This is a genomic window from Levilactobacillus sp., from assembly GCF_022646225.1.
GTDB lineage: Bacteria > Bacillota > Bacilli > Lactobacillales > Lactobacillaceae > Levilactobacillus > Levilactobacillus suantsaiihabitans.
Genome location: NZ_JALCJA010000001.1, coordinates 387,347 through 401,827 on the forward strand (window position 1 = coordinate 387,347; position 14,481 = coordinate 401,827).

At 52.4% G+C, this 14,481-nt stretch carries 16 protein-coding genes and 1 tRNA gene; 9 read left to right on the forward strand and 8 right to left on the reverse strand.

Going from position 1 to position 14,481, the window contains the following annotated elements:
* Positions 1-754: 754 nt before the first annotated feature.
* Positions 755-1,933 carry a hydroxymethylglutaryl-CoA synthase gene (locus tag LKH74_RS01860; RefSeq protein WP_287707819.1) on the reverse strand — a complete coding sequence of 393 codons (1,179 nt, stop codon included), beginning with the start codon at positions 1,931-1,933 and terminating at the stop codon, positions 755-757.
* A 215-nt stretch (positions 1,934-2,148) separates the two neighbouring features.
* On the reverse strand, positions 2,149-3,030 hold the full coding sequence (locus tag LKH74_RS01865; RefSeq protein WP_287707818.1) for a PPK2 family polyphosphate kinase: 882 nt from the start codon (positions 3,028-3,030) through the stop codon (positions 2,149-2,151).
* A 173-nt stretch (positions 3,031-3,203) separates the two neighbouring features.
* Between LKH74_RS01865 and LKH74_RS01870 the strand changes: the two genes are divergently transcribed.
* The 6 genes from LKH74_RS01870 (at position 3,204) to LKH74_RS01895 (ending at position 6,146) form a co-directional block, all read left to right on the forward strand.
* On the forward strand, positions 3,204-3,866 hold the full coding sequence (locus LKH74_RS01870) for a histidine phosphatase family protein (protein ID WP_287707817.1): 663 nt from the start codon (positions 3,204-3,206) through the stop codon (positions 3,864-3,866).
* Positions 3,867-3,892: 26 nt separating this feature from the next.
* Positions 3,893-4,078, forward strand: coding sequence for a PspC domain-containing protein (locus LKH74_RS01875; RefSeq protein ID WP_135368100.1), 186 nt, complete (start codon positions 3,893-3,895; stop codon positions 4,076-4,078).
* A gap of 143 nt (positions 4,079-4,221) precedes the next feature.
* Positions 4,222-4,701 carry a nucleoside-diphosphate kinase gene (gene ndk, locus LKH74_RS01880; RefSeq protein ID WP_287707816.1) on the forward strand — a complete coding sequence of 160 codons (480 nt, stop codon included), beginning with the start codon at positions 4,222-4,224 and terminating at the stop codon, positions 4,699-4,701.
* 82 nt (positions 4,702-4,783) lie between these two features.
* Positions 4,784-4,951: a hypothetical protein gene (locus LKH74_RS01885; RefSeq protein WP_164505615.1), complete on the forward strand. Its 168-nt coding sequence runs from the start codon at positions 4,784-4,786 to the stop codon at positions 4,949-4,951.
* 16 nt (positions 4,952-4,967) lie between these two features.
* Positions 4,968-5,456 carry a cupin domain-containing protein gene (locus tag LKH74_RS01890; protein ID WP_287707814.1) on the forward strand — a complete coding sequence of 163 codons (489 nt, stop codon included), beginning with the start codon at positions 4,968-4,970 and terminating at the stop codon, positions 5,454-5,456.
* A gap of 602 nt (positions 5,457-6,058) precedes the next feature.
* Positions 6,059-6,146: transfer RNA gene (locus tag LKH74_RS01895), tRNA-Ser, on the forward strand.
* A gap of 305 nt (positions 6,147-6,451) precedes the next feature.
* Here LKH74_RS01895 and LKH74_RS01900 read toward each other — a convergent pair.
* Both LKH74_RS01900 and LKH74_RS01905 read right to left on the reverse strand, forming a co-directional pair.
* Entirely contained in the window at positions 6,452-6,850 is a 399-nt protein-coding gene (locus LKH74_RS01900) for a TIR domain-containing protein (protein WP_287707813.1), read from the reverse strand.
* Between the two features lie 143 nt (positions 6,851-6,993).
* Positions 6,994-7,371, reverse strand: a complete 378-nt coding sequence (locus LKH74_RS01905; RefSeq protein ID WP_135368104.1) for a hypothetical protein — start codon at positions 7,369-7,371, stop codon at positions 6,994-6,996.
* Positions 7,372-7,741: 370 nt separating this feature from the next.
* On the opposite strand from LKH74_RS01905, the gene LKH74_RS01910 reads away from it, so the two are divergent.
* Together LKH74_RS01910 and LKH74_RS01915 are read left to right on the forward strand one after the other, a co-directional pair.
* On the forward strand, positions 7,742-8,920 hold the full coding sequence (locus LKH74_RS01910) for a CynX/NimT family MFS transporter (RefSeq protein ID WP_287707812.1): 1,179 nt from the start codon (positions 7,742-7,744) through the stop codon (positions 8,918-8,920).
* Positions 8,921-9,015: 95 nt separating this feature from the next.
* Positions 9,016-9,462, forward strand: coding sequence for a universal stress protein (locus tag LKH74_RS01915; protein WP_032676570.1), 447 nt, complete (start codon positions 9,016-9,018; stop codon positions 9,460-9,462).
* A 195-nt stretch (positions 9,463-9,657) separates the two neighbouring features.
* Here the strand turns inward: LKH74_RS01915 and LKH74_RS01920 are convergent, their stop codons facing one another.
* From LKH74_RS01920 to rnz, 4 genes are all read right to left on the reverse strand, one after another.
* Positions 9,658-10,176, reverse strand: a complete 519-nt coding sequence (locus LKH74_RS01920; RefSeq protein ID WP_125577246.1) for an adenine phosphoribosyltransferase — start codon at positions 10,174-10,176, stop codon at positions 9,658-9,660.
* 17 nt (positions 10,177-10,193) lie between these two features.
* Entirely contained in the window at positions 10,194-12,515 is a 2,322-nt protein-coding gene (recJ, locus tag LKH74_RS01925) for a single-stranded-DNA-specific exonuclease RecJ (RefSeq protein ID WP_287707810.1), read from the reverse strand.
* A 124-nt stretch (positions 12,516-12,639) separates the two neighbouring features.
* On the reverse strand, positions 12,640-13,029 hold the full coding sequence (locus tag LKH74_RS01930) for a LapA family protein (RefSeq protein ID WP_135368115.1): 390 nt from the start codon (positions 13,027-13,029) through the stop codon (positions 12,640-12,642).
* Positions 13,029-13,979 carry a ribonuclease Z gene (gene rnz, locus LKH74_RS01935; protein WP_135368107.1) on the reverse strand — a complete coding sequence of 317 codons (951 nt, stop codon included), beginning with the start codon at positions 13,977-13,979 and terminating at the stop codon, positions 13,029-13,031. Before rnz ends, LKH74_RS01930 begins: the two co-directional genes overlap by 1 nt.
* A gap of 210 nt (positions 13,980-14,189) precedes the next feature.
* On the opposite strand from rnz, the gene LKH74_RS01940 reads away from it, so the two are divergent.
* Entirely contained in the window at positions 14,190-14,468 is a 279-nt protein-coding gene (locus LKH74_RS01940; RefSeq protein ID WP_135368108.1) for a hypothetical protein, read from the forward strand.
* Positions 14,469-14,481: the final 13 nt, after the last annotated feature.

Genomic DNA, 14,481 nt, shown 5'->3' on the forward strand with positions numbered 1-14,481 from the left:
GGGAAAAACATCCCAGACCCTTTTGTATCACCTTTAAATGACCGAAACATGCGCCAACAGGCAACTGATTCCGCTTAGCAGTGTTAATTGAAAGTTGAAAGACGGAAATCAGCTGGCGTTATTGTTGTCATGCAGCTCATGGCGTTAAAAATAGTCGTTTACGGCTTCGCAATGAAAACTGGCCGCCTACCGTTCGCCAAATATGGGTTGGAACGCTGGGGCGGACGGGCCGAGCCAAAGAGCGGTCTCGACGCCTCGCTTTGAGCCGCAACCCACGTCTCAAAGACGCCAGTTTCCTAAGCGGCATGAATCGCGCCACTAAGGAAACTCCCACGGCTGAACCCATATTTGGCGAACTCTCGGCTAAGGTAGTGCATGCCAGAAATGGTCGTCTTAACCCCAGATAGTAGCTACATTGTCGACCGGTCCATCATTAACACAGTGTTACTGATAGACTTCAACCTTGCCGGAGGCAGCCAGGGGGGAGCCAGCTGTGTCGGCGGTGTTGGCTGAGGTCCTTTCTCAGCCTACAGCGCGGGACGACTTGAGAGACTGGTGATTTTTTCCAGGCTTTCAAGCGAACCGGAAGACCGCTTCTCAGGCTGGAGGTGTTCCCCAGAGCAGGCGGAACCCTGGCTGACGTAGGCGCCTGGTTTCACTAACTTTAAATGTCAGAACACCGCTGTTACAGCAATCAATACGTTAATTTTAGGTTGTTCGCCAGTTAACCGCCTGTTGGCTCACGCTTTCCGACCTAATTGGTAGCTTGATGACGGTACTGCCGTTGTTGATGTTGGCGGCCGGCCAAATAATACGGTGCCCGTTCTTGCCCCACGGCCAGTTGGGTATCGCGTCCATCGTTACTGAGTTGTTGCTGGAAAATGGCCTCGTATTCGGCCACACTGACGGCTTGGCGGTCGGCCAATTGTCGCGTTAAGAAGTCGTCGTCAAATCCAGATTGGTAATCGGGTTGCAGCACGCCGCTGAAGAATTCACCCTCGGCACCCGAGCCGTAGCTAAAGAAGCCCAACCGTTCGCCCCCGGTCAGTGTCCCGTGACGCAGTAAGGACAGGAAACTCAGGTATAACGACCCCGTATAGAGATTGCCGACTTCGCGATTATCCGCCTGGCTGGCCTCAAAAGCCGCCGTCAAGGATGCTTGCTGGGGTTCGTCGGCTTCCGGCAGGATCTGGCGGAGACCCTTGCGCCCCATCTTGGTAAATGGTAAATGGAAAACGAACGCCGAAAAGTCCGCAATCGACCGCTGCGTTTGTGCCTGGTAGTCGGCCCAAACCGTCTTGAAGAAGTCCAGGTACACGTTGGTCGAGTATTTACCATCGACCAAGGCCTCGGTCCGATAGGTTGGCCGCCAAAAGTCCATCACGTCCGCGGTGTGGTAACTGCTGATGGCATCTAACGCCAGGATCGTTGGATCCGCCGTGACCAGCATGGCAACTGCGCCGCCGCCCTGAGTGACCTCACCGGCCGTGCGCAGGCCGTAGCGGGCAATATCGGCCCCAATGACCAGCACCTTGGCCGTCGGGTGGACCCGAACAAAGTCGGCCGCCAACTGCAAGCCCGCGGTAGCCCCGTAGCACGCTTGTTTCAGTTCAATCGCCCGGGTATTGGCCGGCAGACCCAATAAATGCGCGAGGTACACCGCTGTCGCCTTAGAATTATCGACGCCAGATTCGGTGCCGAATAATACCATATTGATGTCGGCCTTGATAGCTGGCGTCAGAATCTGACTCGCCGCATTGGCCGCCATGGTCACAACATCTTGGGTCGGCGGGATCACCGCCTGTTTGGATTGGCCGATTCCAATCAGATATTTATTGGGGTCCTCCCCCCGCGCATGTGCCAGATCGACCATGTCTAGATAGTGGTCTGGGGTAAAAAAGCCAATCTTATCAATGCCTACAGTTACGGTCATGGTGTCAAAATCCTCCTAAAATTCCTTGTGCACGTGTCAGTCGATTGATCGTGATTTCCACAATTGGCTAACACTTGCGGGTGAAGCGTTCTCCTGATTCTTGTCAAAACACTTTATCACAGTGCTTAGATGATTGGCAAATATCGTGAAATTGTATGATACATCTATCTATTAATTTAAAATCATTTTGTGCCTAACATGATGCTTTTTGCTAGCTACAATTCACCCTTCTTCAACTGGTGTAACGTGGTCTTAAGTTGTTCCTTGACTTCTGCGGAGACCGTCGGATACGTTGGGTGAATGTTTTGCAGCCGTTTGACCAGAATGTTCGAGACCAACAGTCGAGCAACCCCCTTATCATCGGCCGGGATGATGTACCACGGTTCCTTCTTGGTCGCCGTATTGGCCAGCATTTTGGTATAGGCGTCTTGATAGTCCGCCCAAAAGGCCCGCTCACGCATATCGCTGGGTGAAAACTTCCAGTTCTTGCTGGCAATTTCGATGCGCCGCTCAAACCGCCGCGTTTGTTCCTCACGTGACAGGTGTAAGAAGAACTTGATCGTCACGAAGCCCTGGTGGCGCAGATACGTTTCAAAATGCCGCAGGTCATGGTAACGCCGATCGAAGAACTTATCGCCGACGTCTGCCAAACTGTTCACGCCCGGCAGGTGTTGCCCCAACAACATTTCTGGGTGGACCCGACTGATCAAGACATCCTCATATTGCGAGCGGTTAAAGATCCGAATCTCGCCTCGGCGCGGCAACTCTTGATTGACGCGCCACAAGAAATCGTGATCCAACTGAAGATGCGTCGGCTGCTTGAAGCTGACCACGCTGGTCCCCGAGGGGTTCAACCCACTGAAGACGTGGCGAATCAGGCCATCCTTGCCGGCGGTATCCATCCCCTGTAAGATGATGATCACGCCGGTCTCGCGTTGCGCGTACAAACGCGTCTGCAAGTCACTTAGGGTAGCCACGTTGGCTGTCAGGGCGTTGGTGATGACGGCCTGTTCAGGCCCCCGGTCAACGCGGGTGGCTATTTTACTGAGATCCACGGGGGTCTCCCCGGTATATCGATAACGACTTTCAGTATTCAAAACGCATCGCCTCCTGTTACTAACAAATCATAGCATGCTTTGCCCGCCGTGACCGTTTAAAAGTGCTAAAATTCACGAAAAAACTTTTTCCTGTCTAAATGAGTGCGTTTGCCCGGTGGCCTTGCTATACTTAACTTGTAACCACTTACCAAGTTGATGAAGGAGTTTCCAATATGAAAAAAATTACGGCATATTTTGTACGTCACGGACAAACCATGTTGAACCACTACAATAAGGTGCAGGGTTGGATCGACTCGCCCCTCACGGAAAAGGGCCGGGCCGATGCCAAACGCGCCGGTCAACAGCTCAAGGGGATTCACTTAGCCGCTGCCTACAGTAGTGACTCCGGCCGAGCCATTGAGACCGCGCGCATCGCCTTGCGGCAGAACCCGGAGAACATGAACATCGTGTCCTATCAGTACCCCGAATTTCGGGAACAGTGCCATGGCTATTTTGAAGGCAACGACTTGAACCAAATGTGGCAATTCGTGGGCGCCCAGGTCAAGATGACCTCCGAATCCGCGGTTTTAGGTACCTATGGCTTGGAAAAGGCCCGCGACTTGATTCACAAGGCCGACCTCTACGGAGAAGCCGAAAGCAACGCCATGTTCTGGGAACGCCTGGACCGCGGCTTTAATAAGCTCCGGGACAATTCTCAAGACGGCGACACGGTCTTAGTCGTTTCCCACGGTATGACGATTCGTTCCATCGTGGACCGCTACGCCCCGGAACTCGACGAAGGCGTGGCCACCATCAACGGTAGCATCACCAAATTAGAGATTACCGACGATGATATTCACGTCGATTTCTTTAACAAGATTGATTTTCAATCCTAAACTAGTTTCCAGGGAGGTCTCATCTCATGAAAAACATTCACCGTTCCGCCAATAACCGGGTCTTTGCCGGCGTTCTCGGCGGCCTGGCGCAGCACTTTGATTGGAACGTGGGCGTGGCCCGTATCTTATTTGTGGTCTTGGCCATCACCCCCGCGTTTCCCGGCATCATCGCCTACCTGATTCTTTGGATGATCATGGGCGATCCCGAATAAAACACCCTGGCAGCTCCCCCCAATTTTCGGCGGAGCTGCTTTTATAGTTGACGTAAGCGGACCAATCTTCTAAAATTTAGGGTGTAACTTGTTACGTCATGAGCAATGCGCTTGGTTGCTCCAAATACAAGGAGGTCTCTATCATGGCAAACTCAGAAAAGACTTTGGTACTGGTAAAACCTGACGGTGTCGCGGAAGGACACGTTGGTGAGATTATTTCACGGCTAGAAAGAAAGCGCTACCAAATCACGGCATTAAAAGTCGTTCGCGCCACTCCTGAACAACTTGAAAGGCACTACTGCGAACAAGTCGACAAGCCCTATTTCCACGAAATTGAAACGTACATGATGGAGGGCCCCCTGGTCGCCATCATCGTCACCGGGACCGATGTCGTCAAGGCCGTCCACAATTTAGCGGGTAAGACTCGGCCCAACGACGCCCAACCCGGCACGATTCGGGGCGACTTTGCCCACGAATATCCCGATGGCATTTTAAGAAATATCGTGCACACCGCGGACAGCCGGGAAAATGCGCACCACGAAATCGCCATCTGGTTCCCCGAACTAGCGGTAGAAGCCCATCAGCAACAAGCCGCTCTTCAGCAACAAAAAGTCACGGAATAGAAAATGAGCGGGTCCGCAAGTTGGGCCCGTTTTTTGGCGCCATCTCTGCTATAATCTACAGTAGCTAAGGTGGTGAATGACAATGACTTTTCCAGAAGATATTTTTGAAGCTGCCGCCTACGAATGGCTCAAGCAGCAGGATCTCACGCAACACACGCCCAAGGAGGTCACCAACGCTTTGACCGAGGCGATTCGTCAAGCTAAGGGCCTGGCGCCCGCGACCGAGGATCCTTGGCAAGCCAAACCATAATCAAAGGACTGATTCCATGACCGGCAAATTGGCCTACATCGACGCGCTGGCGTTGACCCCGCATCCCGAGGGCGGCTGGTACCGCCAGACGTTTCAAAGTGACGACAAAGTCTTTGACAACACCAGTCAGGCCGCTCGTTACCAGTACACCAGTATCTACTTCTTACTGGACGACACGCATCCCTCATACTTTCACCGCCTCACCCATGATGAACTGTGGTTCTTTCACGACGGTGCGCCCGTGACCATCCACTGTATCGCCCCCGACGGCAACTACTCGCAGGTAACCCTTGGTGCCGATGTGACAGCCGGTGAGCGTCTCCAGTTCAAGGTCCCTCACGATACGATTTTTGCCTCGGAGGTGACCCAACCCAATGCGTTCGGCCTCGTCAGCTGCGTGGTGGCTCCTGGATTTGACTTTGCGGACTTCACACTGGTAAGCCGCGAAACGTTGTTGGCCGCGCATCCAGGACTGGTGGATGTGATTGAGCGGTTGGCGGATTAGGTGATTTTTTTGAATCAGCGAACACTAATCTCATGTTTTTTCGGATTAGTGTTTTTTCTATCTTCTATTTTTTACACGCAGATATTAGCTTTTTATAAAAGGCGAATTTTGGAGAAGTTTAGTAAGACTGCTAACTCTCGTCCTGCTCTTAAAATCATCAAACATAGCAAAAAGAAACTATCAGTCAGTGCAGGAGAACAGTATCATCGCTCATCCAAGCCCAACTTTTTCCGACTAGAAAAAATGACCAAAATTAAATAAACAGCGTCGCCACCAATCAATCTCGGTTGGTGTTTTTTTATAATAGATACCAACTAAGATGATATTTGTCAGATAATTTCATCCTCCTATTTTCTGACAACTCGCCAATCATTTGCAATTGCTTATTTAACAGTCTCGCTTCTGGAAGACTCAAAAATTCGCTAACGCTTGCATAGATTGAATGCTACACTCTTCATCAAGTAGCCTGAATAATCTAAAACACAAGCATAACTACCTCATCTGTCAATCTGGTCCCCAAAAAATCGGTCAGATTTTCACCAAAATCAAAAACAGGCTTGCATTTATAGTCATTATTGGTAGAATATATTAAGTAGTGACTTGGAGAGTTGGCAGAGTGGTAATGCAACGGACTCGAAATCCGTCGAACCGGCTAATACCGGCGCGCAGGTTCAAATCCTGTACTCTCCTTAAAGATATGAACAAAAACAGCAACTTCGTTAAATGAACGTTTGACGAAATTGCTGTTTTTATTTTAAAAAATATCACTGAGTTATTCCGATTAGCAATCGACAGGCCCACTTTAACTCTAAAAATGAGTTGGGAAACGTCCGCGATTAAGACTGGTAATCAGGCAACGGCGCCGCTCACAACCGCAACTGTGGAAAAAAGTAAAAACAATTTACGCCCTTTCACAGATGTAATCATGGCCGACATTTCTCCTGCAGTCAATTGCTAAAGCTAAAATTCGTTTTACGCATCAAGGCATTCGGCCTCTAAAATTTTCGTTGTGCCAACACAATCGGATCGAATGGATCGATCCAAATCGGCGCCGTATCCACCAGGCCAATCGGGGAAATATTGGTGCTGTCTAGCTTGGCGGCCAACAATTGTTTGTCGGCATCTTGGGCTGTCGAGATTTCCCAGTCGGTCCATTCCGACTGCCAGGTGGCCCGGCTAATAATAATCAGTAATTGATTGGCCGCTTTGATTTCCTTCCGCAAGTGCCGGCGAATTCGGTTGGCACTGGCACAGTTAAAGCACACCGGCGGCTCCTGTTCGTGAAAGCTGACCGATGGAAACTCCCAGTACTTGTCCGCCCACTTCTGGAGTTGGACCTGAAACGAATGGGCTAATGGATCGGCTGACTGGTAGCTGATAAATAGATCACTCATCATCCAAACTCCCTTCCTAATTGACTTGGCTTAATTGTAACTGGCTTAAAAGTCAAAACGATTACAAGCAGGTGTTTTTCTAATGAATACTATATAACAAATCTAATTTACTTTCTAGCAATCACGATTATTCGGCAAAAACATTAACGTCCTAGGTAATGAAAATCCGGGTCGCGGCCTTCCCGATAGCAGGCAAATGCCCGGGTCAACTCATTGTGAAACGTCACCAAGATTGCCGGCGTGGCCCAAGTCGAAGCGGCCCAAAAGACGGTATCATCCGGCTCACGGTTATCGTTGGGATAACGGTGGTAACCCCACTCTTCATCCCAGATGGTCCCCTGCGTGTTCAACCAGTCCTCGGCCAACCCTGCCTGCACGACCGCCATAACGTCGCCATTGTCGCGTATCAGCGCCGCCAGCTTCTCCCAGTCTAATTGCCAGTCATGAAGCTTAGGATCCTGCTGGCGGGTTCCCAGGGGCGTGTGCCGCAGCTGAATGGGGGTCAGGTCAATAAAATCCATGGTCATCATCTTCCTTTCCTCTATTCTACCTGGAACCGTCGAAAATTGCAGGGCCCACTCATTGGTTTTACCGGTAAGTCATTTTTTCTCTGAGCATATTGATTGCGAGAAAACACCAATTAGTCCATAATATAATTACAAACTAATCAAAATGATTAGTTAATAAACACATATTCTCCCCTTTGCACCACTCTCACAGATTCCGCACGAATCTTGATTCATCCCCCAGATAGTCCTCCTCAACGGGCTGTTTTCTTCAAAGCCAGGGTCGCCTCCCACGGCCCTGGCTTTTTTGCGTCCGATTGGGCTTTTCGTGGTGGCGGTTTCAGGTCTATACTAATTTTAAACGCTCTTTGAAGGAGGATTTTTTGTGTATCCCAAACGTTCCTGGTTTCTCTTTAGCATGATGCTGATCGCCGCTAACCTGCGGCTGCCCATCACATTAATGCCGCCCCTACTGCCCGATCTGGAACAGACGTTGCATCTGCCAAGCTCTTTGGCCGGCCTGTTGACGTCGATTCCCCTGGTGACCTTTGCCATCTTTTCGCCACTGATTGTGAAATTGGCGCAGCGCTGGGGCAACGCTCGTACGGTTTTGGCCCTGTTTCTGCTCTTGATTCTGGGGAGCTACGGGCGCATCATTCCCAACGTGGTCGCCCTGTTTTTCGGGACTTTCCTGGTGGGCATTGGCGTGGATAGCGGTAACGTCTTGATTCCCGCGCTGATCAAGGAACGCGTTCCCGACCGGATTCAGCTGGGGACCAGTCTTTACACCCTGTCCATGTTGTTGGTCGGTGCGTTGGGGACCGCCGCGGCTGGTTATCTGATCACGTCGCTGAGCTTTGGCATGACCCAAGCCATCTTAGGGGTCATTAGCATCGTAGCCGTCATCTGTTGGCTGCCCAATTTAAAGACCGCCGACACGCCGGCCCTGACCGCCCAACAGCGGGCGCAGGTACCGCATTACCACAGCGTTTGGCGGCAACCATCTGGCTGGCTGATCACGTTGTTCTTTGGCCTGCAGTCGCTGGTCTACTACGTCTTATTGACCTGGTTACCCACGATTCTGACTATCCACGGCGTGTCCACTATCGTCGCCAGTAACCTCTTGACGCTGTTTCAGCTCAGCGGGTTACCTCTAGCCTTTCTGGTGCCTTACCTCTTTAACAAACGCCATGGCATGCCCTTACTGTTGACGATCATGACGCTGGGATACGTGGTGGCGCCCCTGACCTTCCTGTTGCCCACGCATTCGCTGCCGTTTCTCACGACCATGGCGTTGATCAGCGGTCTGGGCTCCGGGGTCGCCTTTAACCTGGCCATCATGTTCTTCACCGAAAAGACCCACAACCCCTACCAGACCGCCGCAATTTCCGGCATGGCCCAGTCAGCGGGCTACTTACTGGCCGCCGTTGGTCCCATTTTATTCGGCACCTTGGCCACTAGTCTGCACGCCTGGAACCCGGTCTTGTTGCTGCTGGTCGTCTGCGCAATCGCCTTGACCGTGACCGGTATCGTGGTCGACCGTCACGCCATGATTGCCGATTGACGACTATGCAAAACGGTTGACTATATGCATTTAATTATGGATAATATAACCGTAATCTAAAACGTTTCGTCAGCCAATGCTAAGGAGGTCATCTCATGTATCAGCATATTTTAGTCCCCCTCGATGGGTCCAGCAACGCCAATGAAGCCCTTAAGGCGGCCATTGATCTGGCCAAGGACTGGCACGCCAGCCTACTGCTCCTGCACGTGACCGATATCAACCAGTTTGGCGGCTACGCTCGGGGCCTGGCTTACACGGAGGTCATCGCCTCCATGCGCGAAAACGCTACGGAACTGATGACGCGCGCCAAGGAACTGGCAACGGCGGCCGGCGTGACCGTCACCACGGCCAACCTGGAGGGCGCCCCCAAACAGCAGATCACCGATGTCGCGAACGATGCCGAAAATGGGATCGACCTAATCGTCATCGGGAAATCCGGGACCAACGCCTTCTCCCGACTCGTGGTCGGGTCAACCACCACCTACGTGGTCCAGCACGCTCACCCTAACGTCTTCGTCATCAACGACATTGCCGAAGATTAAGGTTTCCCCTATCTCCATGTGAATCGTGACGGTCGTTGTGCGAGCTGGCCGCCTGTCGTTCGCCAATCTTAGGCGTTAGACCCCCGTCACCCCAGCAAGCAACGCGTCATTTTACTGTCAACCAGTAGAATAGCCTAAAAAAGGTGCCAACCACGAGAAATTTCCCGTGATTGGCACCTTTTGTATCGCTTGAATTTAGTATTCCATTAAGCTAAAGATATCGTAACCCTTCAGCTTGTCGCGACCGTGCAGATCCTTGAGTTCGATCAAAAAGGCCGTTCCAACGACGATACCGCCGAGGTCTTCAACCAACTGAATTGTGGCGCCAATGGTCCCACCCGTGGCCAACAAGTCATCGGTCACCAAGACCTTTTGGCCCGGTTTGATGGCGTCTTCGTGCATGTACAGTGCAGATTGACCGTATTCCAAGTCATAACTAGCCTTGACCGTCTTCCGCGGCAATTTGCCTTGCTTACGGGCCGGGGCAAAACCGATCCCCATTTCGTAAGCGACCGGGCAGCCGACGATGAACCCGCGGGCTTCTGGGCCCACGACCATTTCAACGCCCTTGTTCTTGGCGTACTTGACGATTTCGTCAGTGGCGGCATGGAACGCTTCGCCGTCCGCCATCAGTGGGGAGATGTCCCGGAACATGATGCCCTTTTCGGGGTAGTCCGGAACGCTTGCAATGTATTTCGTAAAATCAGTTGCCATAAGATGAAGTTGCTCCTTTATTTTAAGTCCAATGAGGCCTGAAGACGCTGCAAGAGTGCTACAGTCGGACAAGCTAACAGCTCTTTTTCCGTCTGCATTTGCTGTTGTCTGAGTTGGTAACTCGGCGCACTGGCCAAATCCTTGTGCTCTGGGTGGGCCACCCCGTTCATGATACCGTGATCGATCGTGATGAAGCCACACTCGAAGAAGACCTGAATCATGAAGACCAGCTGGGTCCGCGGAATCTGCAAGAAGGTCGCCAATTGGTCCAGCTGATGGCCTATATCGACTTGTTGATGTGTTGCAATGAACTTAAACAGTTTAGCATATTGCGGGCGAGTTGGCATCCCTAATTGCGAAAGACTTTCTTTCTTATACAAATAAGCCGTCACCTGCGTGGGTTTAAGTTGCTGTAAAACGCTGGTTAAATCTGCCGTATCGTCCGGGCAGTCGACGATAAAGACCGGGGTGTCCGCCGCGACGGGCTGTTGCGCCGACCCGTCGAACAATAGCGCGTTGGCGCCCGTTGGCAATTGGCCCGCCAGCTGTTGGTAAATATTGCGGTGGAAGAACACGTACACGCCAAAGGCCTGAAACATCGCCTGATGCAGTTGCGTGGTTCGGGCATCGACGACCGGCCGCGCGACCTGCTTGAGATCCTTGACCATCACCTGCAAGGAATGCCGGCCTTGCCAAACATTATCCTCGATGGCCCCTAACACCTCGACTGCCTCGGGATCCGCAGTCAATGCCGGGACGTTTTTACCGGCACCAAACTGAATGGCGTTGAGTTGCTGGTGATCTTGGGCCAATTGAAATTTCAAATGACTATGATCTTGACCGATGGCCTTGACCTGCGTGACCGCCGCTGACTTAAAGGCAAACAACGGCTGCGGATTATCCGGACCAAACGGCGCTAACTTGGCCAGTTGGTGGTAGAAATCCATCGTGGCATCCTTGACGGACAAGGCCGCCGCGACCACCAACTCGCTGGGGCCGCTCTCGGTCAATTTTTGCGTCACCGCCTCAGCATCCAAGGCGTCCGCCAAGGCCCCTAATTGGTCCTCAGGCACCGTCAACCCAACCGCCATGTGATGACCCCCAAACGCCGTCATCAGGTCTCTGTGACCATCTAGGGCCGTAAAGAGGTTAAATGCGTCGACGCTTCGACCAGACCCCTTGGCCCGACCATCCTGAATGTTCACCACCAACGTGGGTTTGCCCGTGGTCTCCACGACCTTGCTGGCCACGATTCCCAGCACGCCTTCGTGCCAATCATGACCACTAATGATCAGGGTCGGTCGCTGGCTGTGGTCGGCATCGGCGGCCTGCGCTAAGGCGGCCGCGCTGATGGTCTTGACCAGATCTTGGCGATGCCGGTTCTTAGCTTCGGTATCCTTGGCTAAAGCCGTGGCCTGCGTGTCATCTAACGTCGTCAAGAGTTCGACTGCGGGACTCGCGTCGTCCAGCCGGCCCAACGCGTTGAGTCGCGGCGCTATGCCAAAGCCGATGGATTGTTCCGTCAATTCGGCCGGTTTTAACCCCGCGCCTTGCATCAAAGCCTGCAGGCCGGGCCGTTCATCTTGGGCCAGCAGCTGTAAGCCATAGTAGACCAAGACGCGGTTTTCATCGATCAACGGCACCAGATCGGCGACTGTCCCAATTGCTGCCAGATCCAGCAGGTCTTGGGGAATCTCCTCGCGCAGGGCCTGGGCGACCTTGAAGGCCACACCCGCACCGGACAAGCCACCAAAGGGATACTCGGCGCCCGGATAACGGGGATGGATGATGGCATAGGCGTCTGGGAGGTCCTGGGGCAATTCGTGGTGATCGGTCACGACCACGTCAACGCCGGCCTCATTAGCCGCCGCAATCGCATCATTGCCGGCCACCCCGTTGTCCACGGTCACGAAGAGCTGGGTTCCCGCCGCAATCAATTTTTGAAAGGCCGCGACGTTGGGCCCGTACCCGTCCGTAAACCGGTTGGGAATATAGTAGTTGACCTTGGCACCCATTTCGTTGAGCGTCTCGTACAAAATCGACGTACTCGTGACCCCATCGGCATCGTAATCGCCGTAAATGGTGATCTGTTGCTCCTGGGAAATGGCGTCTTCGATACGCTCGACGCCCTTAGCCATGTCGTGCAACAGGTTCGGGTCATGGAGTTGTTCGGGTCCCGGATTCAAGAAGGCCTGAATCGCTTCCGCCGTCCGATAGCCCCGATTCACCAAGATCTGGGCAATAATCGGCGGCGTCTGCGTTTCTTCGGCCAGCTTGAGCGCCTCTTTCGACGGCTGGTTCACGTCTTTGATATTCCAGCGATACTGTGCGGCAATCACCAACAACCATCCTTTCTATCCTTGAGTCACGAAACAGAAACGGACGCCACAGAAATTAGTGTTGATGACTCGCTAACTTCCGCAACGCCCACTTGTTTCAACGTTGATCTGTTCCTGAACTGTCTTATTTTTCGGCTAACTTGGCCTGCAGATCAGCCACTTGGGCCCGTAGTTCCTTGATCTGCTTTTCCTGGAGGCCAGCCGCTTGCTTACTGTTTGAATTTTGTAGGCGCTTGGACAACCGGTCGTTTTCCGCCTGCAGCTGGGCCAGATGCTCACTGCTGGTCTGTTCCAGTTCCTTGTAGGCCCGGTTGTGCTGTACGGCGTTAATGGTCGAAAACAAGATCATCAAAACCGCCCCAATCAAAATGGAGACTAGTAGAATCAAAATCAGTGGCCAGTGAACTGTGGTGAACCCAAAGGACACGGGGACACTTTCCACATTTAAGATTGCAAACACCGCGACCACGATGACTAATAAAATGCTGATCACAATTCGCCACTGATTCTTCATCACTTAGCACCCGCCTTGATTAATTTTTGAAAGGGAACATCGACCGCGTCAAAGTCCTTGACCACCTTGGTGTTCTTAAAGACTTCACGCGCCTGATGCTGGAGATCTAACGCCATCTTTCCCGTGTAACGTGCGGAAATATGGTTCAACAGTAATAATTTGACGTGCATCCGCTTGGCCAACTCGGCCGCCTGAATGTTGGTCGAGTGGTAATACGAACGCGCTAACTTGCTTTCGCCCTTGGCAAACGTGCTTTCGTGAACCAACACGTCCGCGTTTTTGGCCAATTTTTCCTCACCAGGCGTCTGCCGGGTATCCCCTAAGATCGCCACGATTCGACCAGGCTGGGCAGGCCCTAAAAAGTCTTGCCCGTTGACCGTTCGTCCATCCGGCAAGGTCACCGTTTGGCCCGCCTTGAGTTGGCCGTAAACTGGCCCGGATGGGATCTGGGCGGCCTTGAGTTTGTCCACCTGTAGCTCGCCGGGATGGTCCTTTTCCTCGACGCGGTACCCAAAGCATTCGATGCGGTGGTCCAAGTGCTGCGCGTAAACGCGGAACTTCGGATCCTCGAAGATCAACCCGTCGGCCGTCAATTCTTGATAATGAATCTTGTAAGACAACTTGGTCTCGGACACGCGCATGCTGACCTCAACGAAGTTCCGAATCCCCTTGGGGCCATAAATCGTCAGGGGCTCATTGCCACCCTGAAATGACCGACTACTTAATAACCCTGGTAGGCCAAAAATATGGTCACCGTGTAAGTGTGTAATAAAAATTTTATCGATTTTACGCGGCTTTAACGTCGTGCGTAAAATTTGGTGCTGGGTCGCTTCACCCACGTCAAACAACCAGACGGAATTCCGCTCGTCCAACAGGCGCAAGGCCGTGCTGGTCACGTTACGGAACTTTCCTGGTGAACCGGCGCCGGTCCCTAAGAATTCAATTTCCATATTTTTTTCGTTCCTATCCTGTTTTTAAGTCCAAGCACTATTTTAGGGGATTTTCACCCAAACCGCAACTTTTCCTTCCCCGATTCCGGTAAAACCTGTCTCGACCAGGCGGATGGCCCATGAATTTTAAAAAATCCGGGTGCCGGCCTGGGGTTCTCCAGAAAAATTCGGTATACTGAGGTAAAGTCACGAACTGGGGAGGGAGTTTCGTTGCGCCTCATCGATTTTAACCGTTCCACCATTGATCTGCATCCGGCACTAGAAGTCTTTTGGGAACACGACCACGTGACCACCCCCATCGTCGACATCCTACCGGCGACGGCCAAGCAAATCGTCTTGGTCAGTGGCGCCGGTCACGCGTTGACGCTGGATCAATTGCGTACCCGCTGCCAACAAATGGCGCCCCACGCTAACCTGTTCATCGCGGCTGACACGCCGATTCGGCTGTACGGGTATCGCTTAGTGCCTCACCAAATCCTATTAGGTTGAAAGGAGTTTTATC